This is a genomic window from Streptomyces sp. ICBB 8177 (genome assembly GCF_003144095.1).
Classification (GTDB): Bacteria; Actinomycetota; Actinomycetes; order Streptomycetales; family Streptomycetaceae; genus Streptantibioticus_D.
Genome location: NZ_NSKH01000018.1, coordinates 675,950 through 698,323, shown reverse-complemented (window position 1 = coordinate 698,323; position 22,374 = coordinate 675,950). Strand labels below are relative to the sequence as shown.

23 protein-coding genes are annotated in these 22,374 nt (G+C 73.0%); 13 read left to right on the top strand and 10 right to left on the bottom strand.

Annotation, left to right across the window (positions count from 1 at the left end; genetic code table 11):
* Positions 1-115: 115 nt before the first annotated feature.
* On the bottom strand, positions 116-1,144 hold the full coding sequence (locus CK485_RS11445; protein WP_109449619.1) for an ROK family protein: 1,029 nt from the start codon (positions 1,142-1,144) through the stop codon (positions 116-118).
* Positions 1,141-2,019, bottom strand: a complete 879-nt coding sequence (locus tag CK485_RS11440; protein WP_199239420.1) for an SIS domain-containing protein — start codon at positions 2,017-2,019, stop codon at positions 1,141-1,143. Before CK485_RS11440 ends, CK485_RS11445 begins: the two co-directional genes overlap by 4 nt.
* 270 nt (positions 2,020-2,289) lie before the next feature.
* On the opposite strand from CK485_RS11440, the gene CK485_RS11435 reads away from it, so the two are divergent.
* A complete protein-coding gene (locus CK485_RS11435) occupies positions 2,290-3,789 on the top strand; it encodes a sugar porter family MFS transporter (protein ID WP_109449615.1) in 1,500 nt (499 codons plus the stop codon).
* A 175-nt stretch (positions 3,790-3,964) separates the two neighbouring features.
* Complete coding sequence (locus CK485_RS11430; RefSeq protein WP_109449613.1) at positions 3,965-5,266, top strand: glycoside hydrolase family 27 protein; 1,302 nt, start codon at positions 3,965-3,967, stop codon at positions 5,264-5,266.
* A 75-nt stretch (positions 5,267-5,341) separates the two neighbouring features.
* Here CK485_RS11430 and CK485_RS11425 read toward each other — a convergent pair whose 3' ends face one another.
* Together CK485_RS11425 and CK485_RS11420 are read right to left on the bottom strand one after the other, a co-directional pair.
* Positions 5,342-7,171: an MFS transporter gene (locus CK485_RS11425; protein WP_342673474.1), complete on the bottom strand. Its 1,830-nt coding sequence runs from the start codon at positions 7,169-7,171 to the stop codon at positions 5,342-5,344.
* Positions 7,172-7,327: 156 nt separating this feature from the next.
* Positions 7,328-8,029, bottom strand: a complete 702-nt coding sequence (locus tag CK485_RS11420) for a hypothetical protein (protein WP_109449611.1) — start codon at positions 8,027-8,029, stop codon at positions 7,328-7,330.
* A 259-nt stretch (positions 8,030-8,288) separates the two neighbouring features.
* Here CK485_RS11420 and CK485_RS11415 point away from each other — a divergent pair, with 259 nt between their 5' ends.
* Together CK485_RS11415 and CK485_RS11410 are read left to right on the top strand one after the other, a co-directional pair.
* The gene (locus CK485_RS11415) at positions 8,289-8,774 is read left to right on the top strand and encodes a hypothetical protein (protein WP_109449609.1); all 486 of its coding nucleotides are present in this window, start codon (positions 8,289-8,291) and stop codon (positions 8,772-8,774) included.
* A 198-nt stretch (positions 8,775-8,972) separates the two neighbouring features.
* The gene (locus tag CK485_RS11410; RefSeq protein ID WP_109449607.1) at positions 8,973-9,809 is read left to right on the top strand and encodes an RNA polymerase sigma factor SigF; all 837 of its coding nucleotides are present in this window, start codon (positions 8,973-8,975) and stop codon (positions 9,807-9,809) included.
* A 91-nt stretch (positions 9,810-9,900) separates the two neighbouring features.
* Here CK485_RS11410 and CK485_RS11405 read toward each other — a convergent pair whose 3' ends face one another.
* Positions 9,901-11,472, bottom strand: coding sequence for a CYTH and CHAD domain-containing protein (locus tag CK485_RS11405; RefSeq protein WP_109449605.1), 1,572 nt, complete (start codon positions 11,470-11,472; stop codon positions 9,901-9,903).
* A gap of 80 nt (positions 11,473-11,552) precedes the next feature.
* Positions 11,553-11,972: an ATP-binding protein gene (locus CK485_RS11400; RefSeq protein WP_109449604.1), complete on the bottom strand. Its 420-nt coding sequence runs from the start codon at positions 11,970-11,972 to the stop codon at positions 11,553-11,555.
* A gap of 183 nt (positions 11,973-12,155) precedes the next feature.
* On the opposite strand from CK485_RS11400, the gene CK485_RS11395 reads away from it, so the two are divergent.
* Entirely contained in the window at positions 12,156-12,659 is a 504-nt protein-coding gene (locus CK485_RS11395) for an STAS domain-containing protein (protein ID WP_109449602.1), read from the top strand.
* Positions 12,649-13,113, top strand: coding sequence for a MarR family transcriptional regulator (locus CK485_RS11390; protein WP_109449600.1), 465 nt, complete (start codon positions 12,649-12,651; stop codon positions 13,111-13,113). The genes CK485_RS11395 and CK485_RS11390 overlap by 11 nt, the downstream gene beginning before the upstream one ends.
* A 54-nt stretch (positions 13,114-13,167) precedes the next feature.
* Here the strand turns inward: CK485_RS11390 and CK485_RS11385 are convergent, their stop codons facing one another.
* Complete coding sequence (locus tag CK485_RS11385; protein ID WP_241968285.1) at positions 13,168-14,352, bottom strand: PP2C family protein-serine/threonine phosphatase; 1,185 nt, start codon at positions 14,350-14,352, stop codon at positions 13,168-13,170.
* Positions 14,353-14,544: 192 nt separating this feature from the next.
* Between CK485_RS11385 and CK485_RS11380 the strand changes: the two genes are divergently transcribed.
* Positions 14,545-15,024, top strand: coding sequence for a MarR family transcriptional regulator (locus tag CK485_RS11380; RefSeq protein ID WP_109449598.1), 480 nt, complete (start codon positions 14,545-14,547; stop codon positions 15,022-15,024).
* Positions 15,025-15,072: 48 nt separating this feature from the next.
* On the opposite strand, the gene CK485_RS11375 is transcribed toward CK485_RS11380, so the two are convergent.
* Positions 15,073-15,447, bottom strand: a complete 375-nt coding sequence (locus CK485_RS11375) for an ATP-binding protein (protein WP_109449596.1) — start codon at positions 15,445-15,447, stop codon at positions 15,073-15,075.
* Positions 15,448-15,762: 315 nt separating this feature from the next.
* Here CK485_RS11375 and CK485_RS11370 point away from each other — a divergent pair, with 315 nt between their 5' ends.
* From CK485_RS11370 to CK485_RS11360, 3 genes are all read left to right on the top strand, one after another.
* Complete coding sequence (locus CK485_RS11370; RefSeq protein ID WP_241968440.1) at positions 15,763-16,920, top strand: SpoIIE family protein phosphatase; 1,158 nt, start codon at positions 15,763-15,765, stop codon at positions 16,918-16,920.
* 62 nt (positions 16,921-16,982) lie between these two features.
* The gene (locus tag CK485_RS11365) at positions 16,983-18,578 is read left to right on the top strand and encodes a sensor histidine kinase (RefSeq protein ID WP_241968284.1); all 1,596 of its coding nucleotides are present in this window, start codon (positions 16,983-16,985) and stop codon (positions 18,576-18,578) included.
* The gene (locus tag CK485_RS11360; RefSeq protein WP_109449592.1) at positions 18,575-19,018 is read left to right on the top strand and encodes a response regulator; all 444 of its coding nucleotides are present in this window, start codon (positions 18,575-18,577) and stop codon (positions 19,016-19,018) included. Before CK485_RS11365 ends, CK485_RS11360 begins: the two co-directional genes overlap by 4 nt.
* Positions 19,019-19,137: 119 nt before the next feature.
* Here the strand turns inward: CK485_RS11360 and CK485_RS11355 are convergent, their stop codons facing one another.
* Positions 19,138-19,305, bottom strand: a complete 168-nt coding sequence (locus tag CK485_RS11355) for a hydrophobic protein (protein WP_109449590.1) — start codon at positions 19,303-19,305, stop codon at positions 19,138-19,140.
* Positions 19,306-19,421: 116 nt separating this feature from the next.
* Positions 19,422-20,210, bottom strand: coding sequence for a DNA-formamidopyrimidine glycosylase family protein (locus CK485_RS11350; RefSeq protein WP_109449588.1), 789 nt, complete (start codon positions 20,208-20,210; stop codon positions 19,422-19,424).
* 95 nt (positions 20,211-20,305) lie between these two features.
* On the opposite strand from CK485_RS11350, the gene CK485_RS11345 reads away from it, so the two are divergent.
* The 3 genes from CK485_RS11345 to CK485_RS11335 all read left to right on the top strand — a co-directional run bounded on the left by CK485_RS11345 (position 20,306) and on the right by CK485_RS11335 (position 22,216).
* Positions 20,306-21,019 (top strand): UdgX family uracil-DNA binding protein, encoded by a 714-nt coding sequence (locus tag CK485_RS11345; RefSeq protein ID WP_109449586.1) that lies wholly within the window; start codon positions 20,306-20,308, stop codon positions 21,017-21,019.
* Positions 21,020-21,100: 81 nt separating this feature from the next.
* Positions 21,101-21,499, top strand: coding sequence for a hypothetical protein (locus CK485_RS11340; protein ID WP_109449584.1), 399 nt, complete (start codon positions 21,101-21,103; stop codon positions 21,497-21,499).
* Between the two features lie 18 nt (positions 21,500-21,517).
* Positions 21,518-22,216 carry a haloacid dehalogenase type II gene (locus CK485_RS11335; RefSeq protein ID WP_109449582.1) on the top strand — a complete coding sequence of 233 codons (699 nt, stop codon included), beginning with the start codon at positions 21,518-21,520 and terminating at the stop codon, positions 22,214-22,216.
* The last annotated feature ends 158 nt before the right edge of the window (positions 22,217-22,374 follow it).

Here is a 22,374-nt window from a genome sequence, read left to right as displayed (position 1 = left end):
CGGTCGGGAACGGAAGGCGGGGCGGAGGGCACGGGCGGAACACGGGCAGCTGGAAGGGGGCGGGCTTCGTGCGGGGCCGCGTGGTCGGCGGTCCCGCGCGGGACGGGTCCGGCGGTTATGTGGCCGGGTCCGCGGCCGGTGTCCGGTGGGCGTCGGGCCGGGAGGTGTGCGGCTCCGGCTCCGCGACCCGTACGCCGACGCGTTCCCAGGCCAGCAGCGCCGCGCCCAGCAGCCCGGCCCGGTCGCCGAGGCCGGCCAGGCGCAGTTCGGGGCGGCGTTGCAGGGTCAGCCGGGCGTCCAGGGCCCGGCGCAGCGGCGCGAGCAGCGCGTCGCCCGCGCCCGACAACCCACCGCCGATCAGCACCAGTTCGGGTGCGGCGATCGCGGCGAGCCCGGTCAGGGAGGCCGCCAGCGCGTCGATCGCCGCGTCCCAGACCGCCCGGGCGTCGGGATCGCCCCGCTCCAGCCGGGCGGCCACGTCGACCGCGCCGGAGACCGCCCGGCCGGTGCGCTCCTCGTAGCGGCGGCGGATGGCGGAGGCGGACGCGACGGTCTCCAGGCAGCCGGTGCCGCCGCAGGGGCAGGGCAGTCCGCTGCCGGCGTCCAGGTGGCCGATCTCCCCGGCCCAGCCGCCACCCGCGTAGGGGCGGCCGTCGAGCACGAGGGAGGCGGAGATGCCGGTGCCGACGGGCACGAAGGCCACGTCGCGCCTGCCGCGGCCCGCGCCGAGCCGCTGCTCCGCGGCGCCCGCCGCCCGCACGTCGTGGTCGAAGCCGACCGGGAGCCCGGTGGCCCTGGCCAGCCTGCGCACGAACGGCACGTCGCGCCAGCCGAGGTTCTCCGAGTAGCGGGCGAGGCCCGCCTCGGCGTCGACCAGCCCTGGCACGATCACGCCGAGTGCGACCACCCGCGCGTCCCGTTCGGCGGCCGACTCGCGCAGCCGCGCGGTGATGCGGACCACCTCGGCCAGCACGGCGTCCGCCGTGGCCGCCCCGTCGCCCGCCACGACCGGCGTCGGCAGGCCGTCGTCGTGGCGGACGGATCCGCACGCGTCGACCAGTCCGGCCTTGATGGCGGTGCCGCCGACGTCGCAGGCCACGACCAGGTCCTCGACGCCGTCGGAGCCCTCGGGACCGCTGGTCACCGCGGGGCGAGGATGACGGAACGGGTGAGGTTGCGCGGGGCGTCCGGGTCGAGGCCCCGGGCCCTGGCCCTTTCCAGGGCGACGCGCTGGAGCAGGACGAGGTCGGCCAGCGGCTCCAGCGGGTGGTCGACGAACGCCGCCCCGGTGGCGGCGACCTGCTCGGCCAGCCCCTCGGGCGCGTCGCCGAACATCCAGGTGACCCGGCCCGGGGCGGCGATGGCGATGGGCCCGTGCCGGTACTCCATGGCCGGATAGGACTCGGTCCAGCTCTGCGACGCCTCACGCATCTTCAGCGCGGCCTCGTTGGCCAGCCCGTAGGTCCAGCCGCGACCGAGGAACGTGAACTGCTCGGCGTCGATCCACTCCTGCGCGACCGGCTGCCGCAGCGCGGCCTGGGCGTCGGCGGCTGCGGGCCCGACGTCCTGGCCCAGGTGGGCCCGCAGCAGGGTGAGGGCGGTGGTGGCGAAGCGGGTCTGGACGACGGAGCGCTCGTCGGCGAACGGCAGCGCGATCACCTCGTCGGCGCTCTCCCGGACCGGGGTGTCCGGGTCGCCGACCACGGCGACGGTGCGGACCCGGCCGCGCACCTCGGCCAGCAGCCGCAGCACCTCGGTGGTGGTGCCCGAGCGGGTGATGGCGACCACCGCGTCGTAGTCCCGGCCGGCGAGCGGCGCCTCGGAGGCGGCGAAGGCGTCGGTGACGCCCAGCCCCACGGCTTCGCGCAGGGCGGCGTAGGACTGCGCCATGAACCACGACGTCCCGCAGCCGATCACCGCCACCTTCAGGCCCGGCGCGGGCAGCGGGCAGTCGGCGGCGGTGGCCAGGCGGGCGGCGGCGCGCCAGGTCTCCGGCTGCGACTCGATCTCCTGGGCCATGAATTCGAGCTGGCTCACGGGCTCCCCTGTCGTCGGCTGTCACGGAAGCGCTGATGACACCTCGTGACGTGAAGTGCGGTACTCGCATCAGCATTGTGCACCTTGATTCGCGCGCTTCGACAGCACCGTCTCTTCAATACGAGCCATTTTTCACCATTCATGTATTTTGTTCGGCACTACAGAGGCGCCCGTGACTGTTGACAGTTGAGCGAAACGGTCGCGACACTCGCACAATCAATCAGCCGCTTGCCCTGTTCTAAGGACCGCACCATGGCGTCACAGACCGCCGCACCCCCCGCGCGGCGCCGCTTCGACACGGGTCACCGGATCGCGTTCACCGGTGCCGTCGTCGGGGTGATCTACGGGTACGACACCGGGAGCATCTCCGGCGCGCTGGTCTTCCTCGCCCGCGACTTCCACCTCAACTCGGGGCAGAAGGGCCTGGTCAACAGCATCCTGGTGTTCGGTTCCATCCTCGGCGCGCTGGCCGCGGGACGGCTCGCCGACGCGATCGGCCGCCGGATGACCATGGTGCTGGTGGCCGCCTGCTACGCGGTCTTCGTGGCACTGTCCGCCGCCTCACCGGGCGTCGGGGTCCTGTACGCGTTCCGCTTCCTGCTCGGGGTGGCGATCGGCGTGTCGATCGTGGCGGCGCCGCTGTTCATCGCCGAGTCGACCCCGGCCCGCATCCGCGGCGCCGCCGTCGCCACCTACCAGGTGGCCTGCGTCGCCGGCATCACCATCACCTACTTCGTCAACTGGGGCCTGTCGGGCGGCGGTCACTGGCGGCTGATGCTCGGCCTGTCCGCGATCCCGGCGGCGCTGGTGGTGGTCCCGCTGCTGCGGCTGCCCGACACCCCGCGCTGGTACATCCTCAAGGGGCGCCTGGACGAGGCCGCCCGCGTGATGGCCGACACCGACCCGGACGTCGACCCGGTCGCCGAGACGGCGGCGATCGACCGCGAGCTGCGGGCCGAGCGGCGCAACGGGGGATCGCTCGGGCAGCTGGTGCGCAAGCCGTTCGCCCGGGCCACGGTGTTCGTCGTCGGCATGGGCTTCTTCTGCCAGATCACCGGCATCAACGCGGTCACCTACTACAGCCCGGAGATCTTCCAGACCATGGGCTTCACCGGCAGCGGGCAGAACTTCTTCCTGCCCTCGCTGGTCGAACTGGTCTCCCTGGTCGCCACCGTCTGCGCGCTGTTCATCGTCGACCGGTTCGGCCGCCGCGTCGTGCTGCTCAGCGGCATCGGCACGATGCTCGCCACTCTCGTCGTGCTCAGCGCGGTGTTCGGCACCGGTGCCGTGCACGGCGGCGGCACCTGGGTCGGCTTCGCCGCCATCACGCTGTTCACCGCCGCGTTCAACTTCGGCTTCGGCTCGCTGATCTGGGTCTACGCGAGCGAGGCGTTCCCGGCCCAACTGCGGTCGCTGGGCGCCTCGGTGATGCTCGCCGCCGACCTGGTGGCCAACCTGCTGGTCGCCCAGTTCTTCCCCTCGCTGCTCGCGCACGTCGGCGCGTCCTGGACGTTCGGCGGGTTCGCGGTGCTGGCGCTGCTCGCGATCACGTTCATCGCCGTGATGGCGCCGGAGACCAAGGGCCGCCAGCTGGAGGAGATCCGCGCCTACTGGCAGAACAGCGGCCACTGGCCCGACCCCCAGGCCGCCCCGGCCCCCGGAGTGCGCGAGCCGCGTTCGCTCCTGGACTCCCCCGCGCTGGCCCAGCCGGTCCAGGACGCGGGCCCGGGACCGCACGACCGCTCCGCCTGAAACCGGCCCCCCGACCCCGACCGCGGGTGCCCCGGCAGGGCGCCCGCCCCAGGACCGCACGACCGCACCACGTAACACGCGACACCGCACGACCGCACCACCGCACGTCCGCACAGTCCGGTATCCCCCAGCGGCCGGCTCCCGGTCCGGCCCTGAGCCGAGTGAGGTCGACACGTTGATACACCCGTCCCGCAAGCGCCTCGTCCACGCGATCACCACCGCCCTGGCCATCGGCGGCGCCCTCGCGCTCACTGCGGCGCTGCCCGCCCAGGCCGCCCCGGCCACGCCCGCCGCCCACACCGCGCCGCCGAAGGCGGGCAACACCTCCCCCGCCTACAACGGCCTGGCGCTCACCCCGCCGATGGGCTGGAACGACTGGTCGTACTACCAGTGCAACATCTCCGAGCAGCTCATCCTCGACCAGGCCAAGGCGCTGGTCGGCACCGGCCTGGCGAAGAAGGGCTACAACACCGTCACCATCGACGACTGCTGGATGGCCAAGAGCCGTGACCGCAACGGGAACCTGGTGGGCGACTCCACCAAGTTCCCCGACGGCATGGCCTACGTCGGCAGCCAACTGCACAAGATGGGGCTGAAGTTCGGCATCTACGAGGACGCCGGCACCGAGACCTGCGGCGGCTACCCGGGCAGTTGGGGGCACGAGGCCGCCGACGCCAGGCGCTTCGCCTCCTGGGGCGTGGACTACCTCAAACTCGACGGCTGCAACGTACCCAGTGTGCAGGGGCAGTCGGACGAGGAGACGTACCGCAAGGAGTACCAGAAGATGAGCCAGGCGCTGCTGGACAGCGGCCGCAAGATCGTCTTCTCGGAGTCGGCGCCCGCGTACTTCCAGGGCACCGCCGACTGGTACAAGATCCTCCAGTGGACGCCGAAGTACGGCAACCTGTGGCGCGAGGGGTGGGACATCGCGCTGGGCCAGGACAGCGACAAGTGGTCGAGCATCATGGCCAACTACGGCTACAACGTGCCGCTGGGCGCCTACTCCGGCCCCGGTCACTGGAACGACCCGGACTTCCTGCTCGCCGGTGACTCGGGCCTGACCGCCGACGAGACGCAGTCGCAGGTGGTGCTGTGGGCCGAGATGGCGGCGCCGCTGATCAGCAGCACCGACCTGACCAAGCTCAGTCCCTCCGCGCTGGCGATCCTGGGCAACACCGACGTCATCGCCGTCGACCAGGATCCGGCCGGCGTGCAGGGCCACCAGGTCTACAGCGACGCCACCTACGACGTGCTGGTCAAGCCGCTGGCCAATGGTGACAAGGCGGTCGTCTTCCTCAACAAGAGCGCCAAGCAGCAGACCTTCACCATCGGCAGCCAGGAGCTGGGCTACTCGGCCGGAGCCAAGCTCGCCGCCAAGGACCTGATCAGCAAGACCACCACGCCGTTCACCTCGTCGGTGTCGGCGACGGTGCCCGCGCACGGCACCGTGATGTACCGCCTCCACACCACCGGCTGACCCTCGACAGCGCGGCGCCCGCCCCTTCCGACCAGGCCGAAGGGGCGGGCGCCGCGTCGTTCGCTCGTGCGGGTGTCAGGCCCTGCGGTCCTCCGGGCGTCCGCCCTCGTCGGGGACGACCAGCTCGCTCATCGCGATGCCGGCCTCACCGGAGACCGCGGCCAGCTCCTCGCCCAGCGGCTCGGTGCGCTGCTCGTGCCGACGGCCGAGGCGGCCGGTCAGCAGCGAGGAGAACGCGGCGACCACGCAGGCGGCAACCGCGAACCAGAAGGCGATCACCAGGCCGTGGTGGAACGGACCGGAGATCAGGTGCGGGAAGAACTCCTTGCCGGTGATGGTCGCGCCGCCGTGCGGCAGCCCGCCCAGGTGGCCTGCGAGCAGCTGCTGGAACGGGTTGTAGCCCAGGAAGGCCGCGAACAGCACGGCGATCGGCGGCAGTTGGGAGATCTGGGTGGCCTCGGCGTTCGGCACGCCCTGCGCGACCAGGCCGTCGTGCATCGTGTGCGGCAGGGTGTGGGACAGGCCCGCGATCATCAGGCTGAAGAAGATGCCGATGGACAGCACCATCGAGGAGTTCTGGAACGTGGCGGTCATGCCCGCGCCCGCGCCGCGCGCGTCGGCGGGGACGGCGTTCATGATCTCGGCGCGGTTCGGCGAGGCGAACAGGCCGGAGCCCAGGCCGTTGACCAGGATCAGCAGGGCGAAGACCCAGTAGCTGAAGTCGGTCGGCAGCTCCATCAGCGCCACGAAGCTCGCCGCGGTCAGCAGCGCGCCGCCCACCGTGAAGGCCCGTGAGCCGAAGTGGTCCGACAGCCAGCCGGAGACCGGCGCCGACAACAGGAAGCCGATGGTCAGCGGGATCATGTAGATACCCGCCCACAGCGGGGTCTGCTCGAAGCTGTAGCCGTGCAGCGGCAGCCAGATGCCCTGCAACCAGATGATCAGCATGAACTGCAGGCCACCGCGGCCGAGCGCGGTCAGCAGGCTGGCGATGTTGCCCGCGGTGAACGCCCGCAGTTTGAACAGCGACAGGCGGAAGAGCGGTTCGGCCACCCGGTTCTCGATCACCACAAAGCCGACCAGCACGATGGCCCCGCCGATGAGCGCGGTGAGCACCCAGGGGTTGCCCCAGCCCATGCTGCTCGAGCCGTACGGCTGGATGCCGTAGGTGATGCCGACCAGCACCGAGATCAGGCCGACGGCGAAGGTGACGTTGCCCCACCAGTCCATCTTCGCCTTGCGGCGCACACCGGTGTCGTGCAGTTTCACGTACGCCCAGATCGTGCCGAAGACGCCGAACGGCACCGAGACCAGGAAGATCATCTTCCAGTTGACCGGGGCGAGCACGCCGCCGAGGATCAGGCCGAGGAACGAGCCCGCGATGGCGGCGATGGAGTTGATGCCCAGCGCCGTCCCGCGCTGCTTGGCCGGGAAGGCGTCGGTGAGGATCGCCGTGGAGTTGGCGAACAGCAGCGCGCCGCCGATGCCCTGCACGATGCGCCAGCCGATCAGCCACAGCGCGCCCGCGCTGCCGTGCAACCAGGTCAGCGAGAGCATGATCGAGCAGGCGGTGAAGACCGCGAAGCCCATGTTGTACATGCGGACCCGGCCGAACATGTCGCCGAGCCTGCCGAAGGTGACCACCAGCACCGCGGTGACCACCATGAACCCCATCAGCATCCACAGCAGGTAGCTGGTGTTGGAGGGGTCGAGGGGGTTGAGGTGGATGCCCCGGAAGATGTCGGGCAGCGCGATCAGCACGATCGACTGGTTGATCATCACCATCAGCACACCGAGGGTGGTGTTCGACAGCGCGATCCACTTGTAGTGCGGGCCCAGCGCCGACGCGTCCGGGGACCCGCCCGGCGTCGCCGGTGCTGGGGTTGTTCTCCTGGCTATGCCCACTTCTGTGATTCCCGTCCCCTTCGCGTCGCGTACGCGCCGACCGCGAGGAAGTTAGTTGCTTGAGGCTAACTAACTTTATCGCGTTCATATGACATCCGTATGTCCGAGGACCGCGGCTGTCCTCCGGTGAGGGTCGCGAGCGAGGCGCGCCGGGGCTTACGGTTCCCCGATCACGCGGACCGCGCCGACCGGTGAACCGGCCGTGCGGGCGGCCTGAGCCCGCACCGCGTTCAGCGCGGACTCGCTCAGCCGGTCGGCCTCCAGGTGGACGTGGACGACATCGGGCTGCGGGTCCACCAGCGCGCCCGGACCGCCCGCCTCGCGTGCCACCCGGGTCAGCTCGGCCACGTCGCCGCGTGCGGCGGCCGAGCCGGGGTGGACCGGCGCCAGCAGCCCCACGCTGTAGACCTCGTGCGCCCGCGAGGTCACCCGCAGCGCCGACGCGATCGACTGTCGCACGGCGCGCACCTTCGCAGGATCCGTGTGCCACAGCCGCAGCACCACCTCGGGCCGTCCCGGGTCCTCCGCGCCCACGACGGTCCAGTCGTCGACACCCGCCGCGCGCAGGTCCCGGTAGACCGCGAAGAGCCGGGCCTGGCCGAGGGCGGAACCGTCCGGGGTGCGCACGGTGAGGTCGTCGACGGCGCGGCGCAGGTCGGCCGGCGCCCGCTGGGCGGCCGTGGACGCCGGGGCCGCCCGGTGCGGTGCGGTCGGGGCCGCCGCCTGGGCCGGCGCACCGGCGGCGGCCGTGGTCACCAGGACCGATCCCGCGGCGGCCGTGAGCGCGGCGCGCAGTGCGGGGGTGCGACGACGGTATGCCTTGTGCCGGGCGGTGCTGGTGTGCTGCCGGGCAGTCATGGAGGTCCTTCCCGTCGGGCGCCCCGCGGGCGGGCCGCGGCGCGCGATGGTCGGTCGTGCGTGGGGCTGCGGCTACCCGGGGGCCGATCCGCTACACGCGGGACCGCCACGCGTCAGCCCGTCCGGTCCGGGGTAAGCGGTTCGAGTCGGCTCCGATCCGCAACGACACGACCGCACGGTGGCGTTGCACGAAGAGGACGCGCCGGCACCACACGCCCGCGGGAGCCGCTCGCGGGCCTTCCGCTACGGAGCACTGCCTGTGAGCAACCCGACGGACGCCCTCCTCGCCTACGGCTACGACCTCGGTGGCGCGGACGGCTGGAAGGCCGAAGAAACCGATGAATACGGCGAGTTGGCCGTCGACTGGTACTCCCCCGACACCGAGGGCGGCTTCCGTGAGGCGGCGCAGGACCGGCTGCTGGCCTCGACCGGCTTCACCGAACGGTGGTCGCCGCAGGCGCACGGCTACTTCCTGCGGCGCGACGAGCGGCTGCGGTCCCTCGGCGTGGAACTCACTCCGTACGGCAGGGAGCAGGCGCCGATGTACCTGCTCACCGCCCACGTGGTGCGCGTGCCGCTGGGCGAGTGCGCCGACCTCGGTCCCGACGTGCCGGGGCGGGAGACCGCCGAGTGGGACGACGCCCTGCTCAAGGCGCTGGGCGCGCTGGGCCTGACGCTGCCGGGGCAGCGGCCGCGCTGGCTGCTGTGCGCGTCCCGCGGCGCCTCGGGAGCGCGTTCCGCCTGAACGCGGAAGGTTCCCGCCCGGGCACCACCCCCTCCCGCGCGGGCGTTATGTCTGGTAAAGGGCCATTTCGGCCGGTAGCCCCGCGCCCGGGCGGGGAACCTCCTCGAAATACGTACCAGAATTCGTGTTTGCCGCTTCAGGTGTGGGTAGGCGCCTCCATGGCTTCGCGTCAAACGGATCCCAGGGAGGGCAGACCCGATGTCGGTCCAGCTCGTAGAACAGGTCAGCACCACGGCGGTCGACACCCCGATCGACACGACGGGGGCGTCGGTGGCCGAGGTGCGTGACATGTCCAAGGTCATGTTCGCGCGCCTGGGACGCCTTGAGGAGGGCACCGAGGAGTACCAGTACGTACGCAACACCCTGATCGAGCTGAACATGGCGCTCGTCCGCTTCGCGGCGAAGCGGTTCGGCAACCGAGCCGACCAGATGGAGGACATCCTCCAGGTCGGGACGATCGGGCTGATCAAGGCGGTCGACCGTTTCGACCCGGACTACGGCGTCGAGTTCGTCACCTTCGCGCTGCCGACCATCGTCGGCGAGATCAAGCGGTTCTTCCGCGACACCAGCTGGGCCGTGCGGGTGCCGCGCAGGCTTCAGGAGCTGCGCATCGACCTGGCCAAGGCCACCGACGCGCTCAGCGCCGAGCTGGACCGCGCCCCCACCGTCGGCGAGCTGGCCGAGCGGCTGAACATCACCGAGGAGGAGGTCCTGGAGGCCAGGATCGCCGCCAACGCCTACAGCGCCGGTTCCATCGACGCGCAGGCCGGTGACGAGGAGGACGACGGCACCGCGTGGGCCAACCGCATCGGGGCCGAGGACCCCGCGCTTGAGGGCGTCGACAACCTGACCGCCCTCAAGCCGCTGATCGCGCGTCTGCCCGACCGCGAGCGGACCATCCTGTCGATGCGGTTCGGCGCGGACATGACGCAGGCCGCGATCGGGGCCGAGCTGGGCATCTCCCAGATGCACGTCTCCCGGCTGCTGAGCCGGACCCTGACCCGGCTGCGCACCCAGTTGCTGACCGAGGACTGATCCAGCGCCGTCCGGCGCGATGGGAAGCCGTCGTACACGTTGATACCAGCGCTCACTGAGGGGCCCGGCGCGCCGGGCCCCTCAGTGGTGTTCATCGCCAGTGCCTCAGACGCCGCTTCGACACCTTCCGCAACGCGCCCGGCACCGCGGCGAACGCCTCCTGCGCCCGGCCGCCCTCGTACGCGTACAGCAGCCCGTGGCCGAAGGTCTCCTCGCCCTTGCGGTGGGCACGGTCGGCGAGCAGGGGCAGGGCGCGGCGGGCGACGACCGAGTCCTGGTGCTCACCGAGCAGCTTCTGGACCGCCTTGGCTCGCTTCGCCAGCTTCCGCGCCGGCTTGCCCACCACCGGCCGGGCCGTCTCCGCCGCGTACCGCAGGTGCTTGGCCGCCCTTCGCGTGGCGTGCAGCGCCTCGTCGCGGGCCGGGCCGCGTTCCAGCGTCAACGCGTGGTCGGCGCGCGCCAGCAGCTTCTTGCGACGGCGGCGCACGGCCTTCTCCAGGCGCCCGCGCGCCGTGCGTTCCGCCTTCGAGCCGAACGGCGGATCGGCCAGCCAGGCGCACAGCGCGTCCAGCAGCGCGAAGTAGCGACCGCTGTCGAGCACCTCGACGACGCCGCGCCACGCGGTGCGGTAGGCCCGCGCCTCCTCGCCGGTGATCCGCCCCGCGCCCGTGCCGGTCAGCGCCGCGGTGGCCGGGTCGGCGGCCAGCGCCGCCAGGTCGTCGCCCAGCCGCTCCCCCAGCACCTCGTGGTCCCGGGCCTCTCCCAGGGTCCGGCTGAGCCGGCGCAGCCCGCGTTCCAGTTCCCGGGTGCTGCCGGGCAGGAAGAGTCCGCGGTAGGTCTTCAGGGCCGACCGCAGCCGACGCACCGCGACCCGCATGCGGTGCACGGAGTCCGGTTCGTCGGCGCGCACGGCGGCGTCCAGGGTCAGCAGGGCCTCGGTCTGCGTGCGCAGCCGGTCCAGTACGACGGCGCCCGCGCTGCCGGGGGCCGGGCGGGCGGGCGGACGCGGTGCGGCTCCGGCAGCGGCCAGCGCGTGCTGGAGCTTGGAGGGATGGCCGCCGGGGCGCAGCCCGCCCTTGCGCAGGCGTTTGCCGACCGCTGTGAGCAGGGCCTCGTCGCCGCGGTCGAGTTCCACCTCGACCTCCGACCAGGCGGTCAGCACGGTCCGGTCGCCCGGCGGCTCGCCCTCCCGTTCGCCGTCGGTCCGTACCGTGCCGAGCACCTGTCCCGAGACCCGGTCGACGGCGACCTCCGCGAGGAGGCGGTCGCGGGCGTCCAGGAGCAGCAGTCGCTCGCGGTGGGTACGCAGCCGGGCGACCGGCACCACCTGGCGCCCCCGCGCCCGGGCCCTGACCAGCCGGGTGATCTCGCCCGGCGGCGCCTCCCCTTCCCCGTCGGCCGCCGAAACCCGGGTCTCGTGGCGAGCTCCGTCCTTCGCGGGGGTCTTCAGATGCCACCCCGCGTCGTGACCGCCGGTCCTGCGCCGCAGGGTGGAGCCCGCGCCGAGCAGAGCCAGGCCGGGCGTGTCGTAGTAGAGGGCGTCCAGTTCCTCCGGCTCCCCCGGCGCCACCCGGGCCACGCCCGGCAGACCGTCCAGGGCCGGCAGGGGCCCGTCGCCCAGTCCCTCGAACTTTCCTTCCCGTTCCGTATGCGTCTGTGCCATGCAGAGCGTCTGCCCGTCCGCGCACCACGTATACGGCGCGGAATCCGAGAGCCGCCTGCGGTCACCGGATGCCGGTCGCGCTACCTCCAGGCGAACAGCGCCCACACCGCCTTGCCGCGCGGTGTCCGGCGGTTGCCCCAGCGGTCGGCGAGGACCTCGACGATGTGCAGGCCGTAGCCACCCGTTCCGTCGCTGTGCGCGTCGCGCGGCCGTGCCGGGTTCTGCGAGTCGTCGTGCACCTCGACCAGCAGACCGTCCTCACGCGGGACGACCCGCATGCGGGCCGGGCCGGCGCAGTGCCGCAGGGCGTTGGTGACCAGTTCGGACACGGCCAGCACCACGTCGCTGTCGGGCCGCGCCGTGCGCCGCCCGTCGAGGCCGCCTTCCAGCACCTCGCGCACCAGGTCCCTGGCGTCCGCGGCACCCGCGCCCGCGGTCCCGAGCAGAAGGTCGCGAGAGCGGCTCCGCGGACCGGCGGACCGGTCGAAGACCTTCGGCATCGGGAACCTCCGCGATCGTTCGTGTTCACTCGGGCGTCACTCCTGGACGTTTTGCCACTCGGGGCCGAATCATGCCTGACAGGCCGTCCGCAGAGGGCGGGCGGCGAACGGGACGAATGGAAGCGGCGGCCCTGGGTAACCGCCGCTCATACATCCGAGTTCGTGGAGGTACACGTCGTGCCAATGGAGATCGCCCCGCTCGTGGTCGAGGTGGCCGTTCCCGAGTCGTGGCTCGCTGTGGTGAGGATCGGCGGCGAGCTGGACGTGGACACCGCCACCAAGCTCCACCACCAGCTGGCCAACCAGATCGCGCACGGCAGAAAGCACCTGGTGCTCGACATGGAGGAAGTGCCCTTCATGGACTCCTCCGGCCTGAACATCGTGCTGCGGGTCAACCGCGAGGTGCGGCTGGTGGACGGCACCGTGCGCATCGCCGCGCCCACCAGCGCAGTGCGCCGCCTGCTGGAGCTGACAGGTGTGAACCTCAACACTCCTGTCCACGACACCGTCGAGCAGGCGGTGGAGGCGGCCCGCGCCGACTCGCTCAGCGGCGCGACGGGTGGGCTGCCCGACGAGGACCGCAAGGGGATCGGCACGCTGCCCCCGCAGGACGCGCGGGAGCCGCGGGACCGGGGCGAGAGCGGGGGCGTACCCGAACAGACCGGGCCCCGGACGGATGGCCGCTGAGCCCGGCACGGAGCCCGGACCGCCGGACGGCGTTCGCGAACTGGCGGACGCCGTCCGGACTTTGGCGTGTCTGTGGTCCCGGGCCCCGCGGCGGGTCAGTCCACGTCTGTCGCCGCTGCAACTGCGGGTGCTGGAGGTGACCGAGGCGGGACCACCGCTCAACATGACGGGACTGGCCGAGGCGCTGTGCACCACGTCGCCCGCCGCCAGCAGGCTGTGCGACCGGCTGGAGGCGGCCGGGCTGCTGGACCGGCTGGCCCACCCGGACAACCGCCGCGAGATCCTGCTGACCCTCACCCCCGCCGGGCGCGCGCTCCTGGCCGAGGTGGCGGACCGGCGGGAGCGGGACCTGGGCGAGGTGCTGGGCGCGATGCCCGAGGAGCGCCGCGGCGATCTCGCACGGGGTCTGCGGGCGTTCCGTGAGGCCTACGCGGCGCTGCGGCCACGGGCGTGACCCTTCGCGCCGGCGGCGGCGCGGGCGGAGCGTCCTTCGCGGCGGGGGCGTCGTTCACGTTCTCCCGTCCGGCCCGTACCAGTCGATGACCACCACCGCCGCGTCGGCCGACAGTTCGGGACTGTCCAGGTACCGCGTCAGGCCGCGCACCACCGAGCGGGCGGTCTCGTAGGGCGGGGCGAGCCGGCTTTCGGCGACCGCCCTGTGGAGTGCCTGGTCCCCGAAGGTGTCACCGTCGCGCGAGCGAGCGGTGTGCACCCCGCTGCTGACCACGACCAGCCGGTCTCCCGGCAGGACCTCGAAGGTCTGCTCCTCGTAGGGCGTCTCTTCGAACATGCCGAGCGGCAGTTGCGCCTCCAGGGGAACGGCCTCGACCCGTCCGCCGCGCTGCCGCAGCACCCTGGGCGAGCCCGCGTCGACGGCGCGGACGGTGCCGGTGGGGACGTCGAACTCCAGCAGGACGGTGGAGGCGTGCCGTTTGCCCGCGTACTGCGCGTGCACGGCCTGGTCGGCCAGACGCGCCTGATCGCCGAGTGGGAGCCCGGCGCGGCGGGCGTTGCGCAGCGCGCCGACCGTCAGTGAGGTGAGCAACGTGGCGTCGATGCCCTGGCCCAGGCCGTCGGTGACGGCGACCAGAAGCCGGCGTTCGCCGGTGCTCCAGTCGAAGTTGTCGCCGCCGATGGCGTAACTGGGCTCCAGGTGACCGCCGATGGCGTACTCGTCGCGGACGCAGCCTAGGCCGGGCAGCAGCTGCCACTGCATCTCGGCCGCGAGGGTGAGCCTGCGGCGGCGCCGGGAGCGCAGGTACAGGTCGGTGTGGCGCCCCGCGGCGACGATCTCGTGCGCGAGCACGTCGGCGAAGTCCAGCAGCGGCGCGGTGTCTCGTGCGTACGGCGTGCCCGCGGGCAGTCGCACCCGCAGCGCTCCGAGCCGGTCGCCGCGCACCGACAGCGGCAGGTGGACGGTGACGCCGTGCTCGTCGCTGCCGACGACGGCCTCCTGGGCGGCGAAGGCGCGGCCGAGCGGGCCCTGGTCGAGCGGGACGGCGTCCTCGGGCCGGGGCTCCTCGGCGACGGGCTGGAGCACGGTGAGCCCGTAGTCGACGAGCAGCACGTCGCAGCCCTTCGCCCCGGCGTGCTCGGCCAGCAGTTCGGCGGCGGCCGGGACGAGGGCGTGCGGCGGTGCGGAGCGCAGGGCCGCACCGCAGATCCCCGCCAGACCGCCGTCAGCGGCGGTCACAGCGGCTCCCGGCGTGCGGCGGGCAGACGGCCCGGCGGCCCGGGCGGGCGGGTGCGTTCCCCATGGTGTGGCAGCTACCCCGTCCTCGGCGCGCTACCCCTCCGCCGGTTTGGGCCGCATTTGCGGCGGTTCGCGGGCGCGGCTGCCCGTGCCGCGCTGACAGTGGGCGCCGCGGCCTGCGAGAGTGGAGGCGTGAGTCCTTCCGCCCAGCGCCGTCAGCCCGACGAGGTGGCCCGCGTCGCCTCCGTGGCCGCGGAGCTGCTGGAAGTGCTGTGGGGCCGGGCGTCGACCGCGCCGGTGTCCACCTCGCAGCTGCGGGTGCTGTTCATCCTGGAACACAACGAGGGCATCAATCTGCGCACCCTGGCCGAGGCGCTGGGCTCCACGCCGCCGTCGATGAGCCGGCTGTGCGACCGGCTGGAGGCCGTGGGCTTCGTGGAGCGGGCCACCAGCGACACCAGCCGGCGTGAGGTGCGGCTACGGGTCAGCGCGCGTGGCCGCGAGTTCCTGGGTGACCTGCGCTCCCGGCGCGAGCGGGAACTGCGCACGGTCGTCGAGCGGATGCCGCCCGCGAAGCGGTCCGCGTTGCTGGACGGCCTGGAGGCGTTCTGCGCGACCGCCGCGGACCAGATGTCCGACGGCACGGCGGACGCCGACGCCCGCACGGCCTGAGACGTTCACCACACCTGAGCCCTGGTGTCCGCCCGGACACGTGGCGGTTCACACCGTGGCGGGCGAGGGCGCCGTCCAGCTGACCCGGACCACCTTGCCCGACTCCCCGGGGCGTACCTCCACCTGGCCGGCCAGCCGCCTGACCAGGTGCCAGCCCAGCCCGCCCCCTCCGTCCAGTTGGGCGGGCCGGGGCCGGGGCGGCAGCGGGCTCGCGTCCTCGACCTCCATCGTCAGCAGCCCGTCTGCCGCCAGCAGCCGCATGCGCCACCAGCCGCCGGCGTGCCGCACCGCGTTGGTGATCAGCTCCGACGCCACCAGCACCACGGCACCGCGATCCGCCCACGGGCAGGACTCGCCCAGGTACGCCTGCGCGGCGTCGCGGGCCTCGGCTATCCCGGCCCGCGTCGAGTCGACCGTCAGCATCCCCTCGCCCTTCCCCCGTGATGACCTCCTCCCAGGATCGCACCGGGGTACGACACCCGGCGTGCGAGGGTACGGTGGCTGCCCCGCGGCGGCCCGCACCAGGGGCGGCTTGCTTCTCGGCAACGATCGAGGGATCGTTTGTCACCCAACAACTGTTTGCTCCGGCCAGGAAGGGTGAGGGGGACACCCCTTCGCGTTCGGCGTGGGAGAGTGGGCCGCTTCACCTGGGGTGAGGCCAGATGCTGCTGGGGGTCATGGGTGGTTCCGACGCAACCGCGCGGTACCGGTGTCACGGCGCCGCAGCTCCGTGCGGAGCTGAGCGTGCTGCTCGTGGAGGACGACGCGGGTGACGCGCTCCTCGTCGAGGAGCTGCTCGCCGACAGCGGCCTGCCGGCGAGTCTGCGCTGGGTGCGCTCCCTGGAAGACGCCCACGCCGCCCTGCGCGAGGGCATGCCGCACTGCGTGCTGCTCGACCTGCACCTGCCCGACGCGCACGGCATGGCGGCGCTCGACGGCGTGCTGAGCCAGGCCGCTGTGGCGGCCGTGGTGGTCCTCACCGGGCTGGCCGGGGAGCAGACCGGCCTCGCCGCGGTCGCCGCCGGCGCCCAGGACTACCTGGTCAAGGGGCGGGTGGATCCCGAGCTGTTCCGCCGCACCGTGCAGTACGCGGTGCAGCGCAAGCAGGCCGAACAGGCCGCCGCGGCCCTGCAGGCGGAGCGGATGCGCGCGCAGGAGAACGCCCGGCTGGAGCGGGGGCTGCTGCCGGTGCCGTTGCTGCGCGCCGACCCAGGGGTCTCCGTGGTGGCCCGCTACCGCCCGGGCCGGGCCAGCGCGCTGCTGGGCGGCGACTTCTACGACGTGGTGGAAGCCGACGACGGCATCGTGCACGCCGTCATCGGCGACGTCTCGGGCCATGGCCCCGACGAGGCGGCGCTGGGGGTCTGCCTGCGGATAGCGTGGCGGACCCTGGTGCTCAGCGGCGTCAGCGGCCAGGCGCTGATGCGGCAACTGGAGCGCATCCTGATCGCCGAACGCTCGGGGCCCGAGATCTTCGCCACCGTCTCGTCCGTCGCGCTGGACTGCACGAACGGCAGCCTGTCGGTATTGCGCGCCGGGCACCCGGGCCTGCTGCTGCGCTCCGCCGGCGAAGTCGAGCTGGTCGATCCACCGTTCGGCCCGGCGCTCGGGCTGCTGTCGTCGTCCGGCGACCACTGGCGGCCGGTGCCGCTCAAGCTTCCGCCGGGCGGCGCGGTCGCCCTCTATACCGACGGGCTCTTCGAGGGCAGGCTCGGTGGCGCGGGTGTGGCCCGGCTGGGCGAGGACGGCCTGGCGGAACTGGCCGCGCGCCGTGCCGCGCTGGACGGCGCCGCCTTCGTGGACGCGCTCATCGCCGACGCGGAGGAGGCCACCACGACCGGCGACGGATTCGCCGACGACGTCGCGGTGGTCGAGCTTCGGTGGGACGCGCCGTGACGGCCGAGGCGACCGGGCCGACCGAGGCGACCCGGGACACGAGGACGACGGAGGGCATTCGAGTGACGCAGGCGGCACGGGCACCGCGGAGCACCGCGCGCCGGGGACTGACCGTGCAGGGCTGGTGCCAGCTCATGGCCGGGGTGATGACCGTCCTGGTCGTCGTCGCCGGAGTGGCGGGGGTGGTGCTGTTCCGGACCACCCAGGACACCTCGGACCAGCTGACCGACCACGTGGCGCCGGCCCGGGTGGCCGCCGTCACCCTCCAGTCCGCCCTGCTCGACCAGGAGACCGGGGTGCGCGGCTACGTGATCTCCCGCGACACCGAGTTCCTCCAGCCGTACACCCAGGGCCTGACGACGGAACGGCAGGCGTCCACCACCATCACCCGGCTCGTCGGGCACCGGCCGGCCCTCGTCCAGGACCTGACGGCTCTGGAGGAAGCCGCCGGGAACTGGCGGCGCCAGTACGCCGAGCCGATCGTCGCCGCCACCCGGGCGGGCCGTACGGTGAGCCCGACGACGGTCGACGGCAGCAAGACCGCGTTCGACCACCTGCGCGCCCTGATGACCGCCCAGAACGCGCACTTCGACACCGACTCCGCTCAGTTGCGCCACCGGCTGGACACCGACGAGACCGTGCGCGACGCGACGTTCGCCGCGCTGCTGGTCCTCTTCCTGCTGACCGGTGCCGCGCTGATGGTGCTCGCCCGGCGCAACGTCGGCAGGCCGCTGGAGTCCCTGCGGCTGTCGGCGCGGCAGGTGGCCGGCGGGGACTTCGCCCGGCGCATCCCGGCGGCCGGGCCCCGCGACATCCGCGATCTGGGCGAGGACGTGGAATCGATGCGCGAGACGGTCGTCGCCGCGCTGACCGCCGCGCGCGAGCAGCAGGCGAAACTCAGCGACCAGGCGGTCGAACTCCAGCGATCCAACGCCGAGCTGGAGCAGTTCGCCTACGTCGCCTCGCACGACCTGCAGGAGCCGCTGCGCAAGGTGGCGTCGTTCTGCCAGCTGATCGAGAAGCGCTACGGCGACCAGCTGGACGAACGCGGTACGCAGTACATCGCGTTCGCGGTGGACGGCGCCAAGCGCATGCAGGTGCTCATCAACGACCTGCTCACCTTCTCCCGCGTCGGCCGCCACTACGACGCCCGCGAGCCGGTCGACCTGGGAGCCGCGCTGGGCAAGGCTCTGGCGAACCTGGAGGCGGTCGCCGAGGAGACGCACGCGGACATCGAGCGCCCGCGCGACCTCCCGGTGCTCACCGGCGACCCGACGCTGCTGACGATGCTGTGGCAGAACCTCGTCGGCAACGCGATCAAGTTCCGCGTCCCCGACACCGCCCCGCACGTGCGGATCGACTGCGTGCGGGACGAGGACGGGATGTGGCTCCTCACGGTGACCGACGACGGCATCGGCATCGCGCCGGAGTTCGCCGAGAAGGTCTTCGTCATCTTCCAGCGGCTGCACACCCGGGACGCCTACGAGGGCACCGGCATCGGACTGGCGATGTGCAAGAAGATCGTCGAGCACCACGGCGGCCGCATCTGGCTCGACACCACCCGCGCCCAGGGCACCCGGGTGTGCTTCACCCTGCCCGCCGAGGACGCCCCGGCACGGCACGACGCTCCGCGCACCACGGAAGGAACTCCGGCATGAACGCCACCGCCCAGCCCGTAGAGGTCCTGCTCGTCGAGGACGACCCGGGCGACGAGATGATGACGCGCGAGGCGTTCGAGGACAACAAGATCGGCAACAACCTGCACGTCGTGCGGGACGGCCTGGAAGCCCTGGACTTCCTCTACCGGCGCGGCGACCACACCGACGCGCCGTCCCCCGACCTGATCCTGCTCGACCTCAACCTGCCCAAGTACGACGGACGTCAGGTGCTGGAACGCATCAAGTCCGATCCGGACCTGGAGCACATCCCGGTCGTGGTGCTGACCACCTCGGCCGCCGAGGAGGACATCCTGCGCAGCTACCGGCTGCACGCCAACGCCTACGTCACCAAGCCGGTCGACCTCGACCAGTTCATGGCGGCGATCCGGCAGATCGACTACTTCTTCGTCACGGTCGTCAAGCTGCCGGGCCGTAACTGAGCGCCGGGGGCCGCCCGGCGCTCAGGGGAGCGGGCCGGTCAGGTAACCGGCCCGCGGGGGCGGAGCGCGTCGTGCCCGCCCGGGGACGTCACGGGGACGTCATCGACACCTCGTCGGCGTCACCATCGGTACCAGCGACCGCGCCCGGCGCCGGAGCCCGGGCGTACCAGGAAGCCCAGCAGCCACAGCACCAGCACGACGATCGCGACCCACCACAGGACGTGCAGCGCGAAGCCCACGCCGAACAACAGCACCGCCAGGAGCAGCACCAGAAGCAGGGGAACCATAGGACATCCACCTCCGTTGGAGCGTCTGCCCCGCTTCCGGGCCCGCACGCACCCGGCACCCGGATTGGCGCGAGTACGCCGGGCGGGCGCGCCCCGCGTGCGCGGCGCCCATCCGCTCAGCCGCCTTTCTCGGGCTGGCACTGCGGGCACCACACCGTCCCGCGCCCCGCCACCCGGCCGCGGCGCAGCGGATGGCCGCAGCGCGGGCAGTGCGGGTCCGGGTCGGCGCGGTGGCCGGTCAGCCACGAGCGCCTCGGCGGCACCCGACCGGTGGGCACGGCTGAGCGCAGCACGCCGCGCATGCGGCCGTAGAGCCGGCGCAGTTCGTCCGGGCCGAGGGTGTCGGCGCGCCGGGCGGGGTGCAGGCGGGCGCGCCAGAGGATCTCGTCTGCGAGCAGGTTGCCGAGCCCGGCCAGTGCGGACTGGTCGATCAGCACGGACTTCACACGGGCTCGTCGTCCCCTCATCAGGTCGTCGAAGCCGGCGCGGTCCACCTCCAGCGCGTCCGGCCCCTGCGAGTCCAGCACGCGCCGCACTCCGGCGTCGTCCTCCAGCCGGATGCCCTGCAGTTTGCGCTGGTCCCGGAAGCGCAACTGGCCGTCGCCGCGCAGGGCGATGACGACGCGGTCGTGGGGGTGCGGTGCGTCCTTCTCCGCGCAGTGGACCAGCCGGCCGGTCATGCCGAAGTGCAGCAGCAGCGTCGGTCCCCCGGTGGGCGCGATCAGCCATTTGCCGCGCCGGGTGGGGGTGCCCAGGCGGCGGCCGCGCAGCTCGCGGCGCAATCGTGCGGCCGACACCCCGCGCAGCACGCCCGCGTCGGCGACCTTCACCCGCTCCACGCGGTGGCCCTCGCCGTGCCGCGCCAGCACCTCGCGGAAGCCTTCGACGTCCGGCAACTCGGGCATGCCGTCACCGTAACCGGAATCCGTCCGCCAGGCATATGTCCACATAAGCCGTGAGCAGCCGGGTACCCGCCCCGCCAGAGCGAACGGAGGGCGCGATGGCATCCAGTGACGGCGAACGAGCCGGTCAGGCGTATGACGCGTCCTCGTTCGTGCCCGCACACGCGGACCTGACGGCGCTGCGGAAGGCGGCGGCCGGGTGTCACGGCTGCCCGCTGTACCGGGACGCCACGCAGACCGTCTTCGGTGAGGGCGACGCGGCGGCGCGGATCGTGCTGCTCGGGGAGCAGCCGGGCGACCAGGAGGACCGGCAGGGCAGGCCGTTCGTCGGACCGGCCGGGAAGCTGCTGGCGCGGGCCCTGGACGACGCGGGCATCGATCCCGAGGTCGGCTACGTCACCAACGCCGTCAAGCACTTCAAGTTCTCCATGGCCACCCGCGGCAAGCGGCGCATCCACAAGCCGCCGAACCTGCGCGAGATGACCGCGTGCCGCCCGTGGCTCGCGGCCGAGCTCGACCTGCTGGACCCTCAGGTCGTCGTGGCGCTGGGCGCGACGGCGGGCAAGGCGCTGCTGGGGTCGTCCTTCCGGGTGACGAAGCAGCGCGGGGTGCTCATGCCGATGCCCGATCTCGGTCAGGGCGGCGGCGAGCCCGGCGACGGCCACCGCGGCGAGGCGTCGGGGCGTCCGGCGTGCGGCCTGGTGGCCACCATCCATCCGTCGGCCGTACTGCGTGCCGACGACGACGAACGCGAGAAGGTCTACCAGGGGCTGGTCTCCGACCTGAAGGTGGCGGCGCGGGAGCTGACGTGACGTCGCGGCCCCGCGACGCCCCGTTCGTCACCCGCGCCGGACAGCCGGCGGCCGGATCCGGTCAGGAAAGGACGAATTCCGATGGCCACAGACAGCAACGTGCACCACGTCGACGTCAAGCTCGCCGGGTGCTCCGCCAAGGACGCCAATGTGGTGTTCGGCGCCCTCGCGGAGCACTTCACCACCGAGCAGGGGCCGGGTGAGGTCACCGAGGCCCACGACGGCGAACGGCCGGTGATCCGCTACGCGCACTACGACACCAGCGAGTGCCGCCCCTCGCAGGGTCCGAAGCGCATCTCCGGTGAGGTCAGCGCCTACCTGTCCGGGCAGCCCACGGCCGTGCGCGAGGCCCGCGGCGCGCTGATGGACGACTTCGCGGCCGAGGACCGCGGCAGCAGCCTGGGGGACCAGGAGATGGAGCAGGTGCTGTGCCTGACGTCCGTACCCGAGCGGACGTCAGGCGGACGCGGAAAGCGCTGAGCGGGCCGGGAGACGGGCATGGCACTCCCGGGACCGCACGTGATCCTCTTCGACGTCAACGGCACGCTCAGCGATCCGGCACCGCTGGCCGGCCGCTTCCGTGCGATCGGCGCGCCCGCCCACCTGGCGGAGGCGTGGCTGTCCGCGCTGCTGCGCGACGGCATCGCGGCGACCGCCGCGGGCGGCTACGCCGACTTCCTCGCCCTCGCCCACGACGAGGCGCGCACCCTGCTGTCCGGCCTGCCGCGGCCCCCGGCGGACCTGGACGGCGCGGTCGACCACGTGCTGGCCGGGTTCGCCGCCCTGGAGCCGCACGCCGACGTGCCCGAGGGCGTGATGGCGCTGCACACCGCGGGGTTCCGGCTGGCCACGCTCTCCAACGGCCCGGCGGCCGTCGCGGAACGGCTGCTCGGGCAGGCAGGACTGGCCGACCGCTTCGAGGCGATGCTCAGCGTCGAGGCGACGCGGCAGTGGAAGCCCGCGCCGCGTGCCTACCTGGACGCCGTCGAACGCCTGGGCGTCGCGCCCGGCGAGGCCCTCCTGGTCGCCGTCCACCCCTGGGACGTCGACGGCGCGCGGCGGGCGGGGCTGCACGCGGCCTGGGTGCACCGGGACGGCGCCGAGTTCCCGCGCACCCTGACCCGCCCTTCGCTCGTCGCCGACGACCTCAGAGCCCTGGCCGACCGCCTCACGGAAGGGCTGACGCGGACCGGATAGGGCGGACACGCGTCACCCGGACGGGCGTGCGTTGGCGCTCACCGGCCGGGCACGGCAGGGTGGAGGGGTGAAGGTCGTCCCGGTTCGCGCCGGGTCCGGGTGTCAGGCCCGGTCCGGGCGTCAGGGCCGGGACCACGGCGAGCGGACCGGTGGTCCGT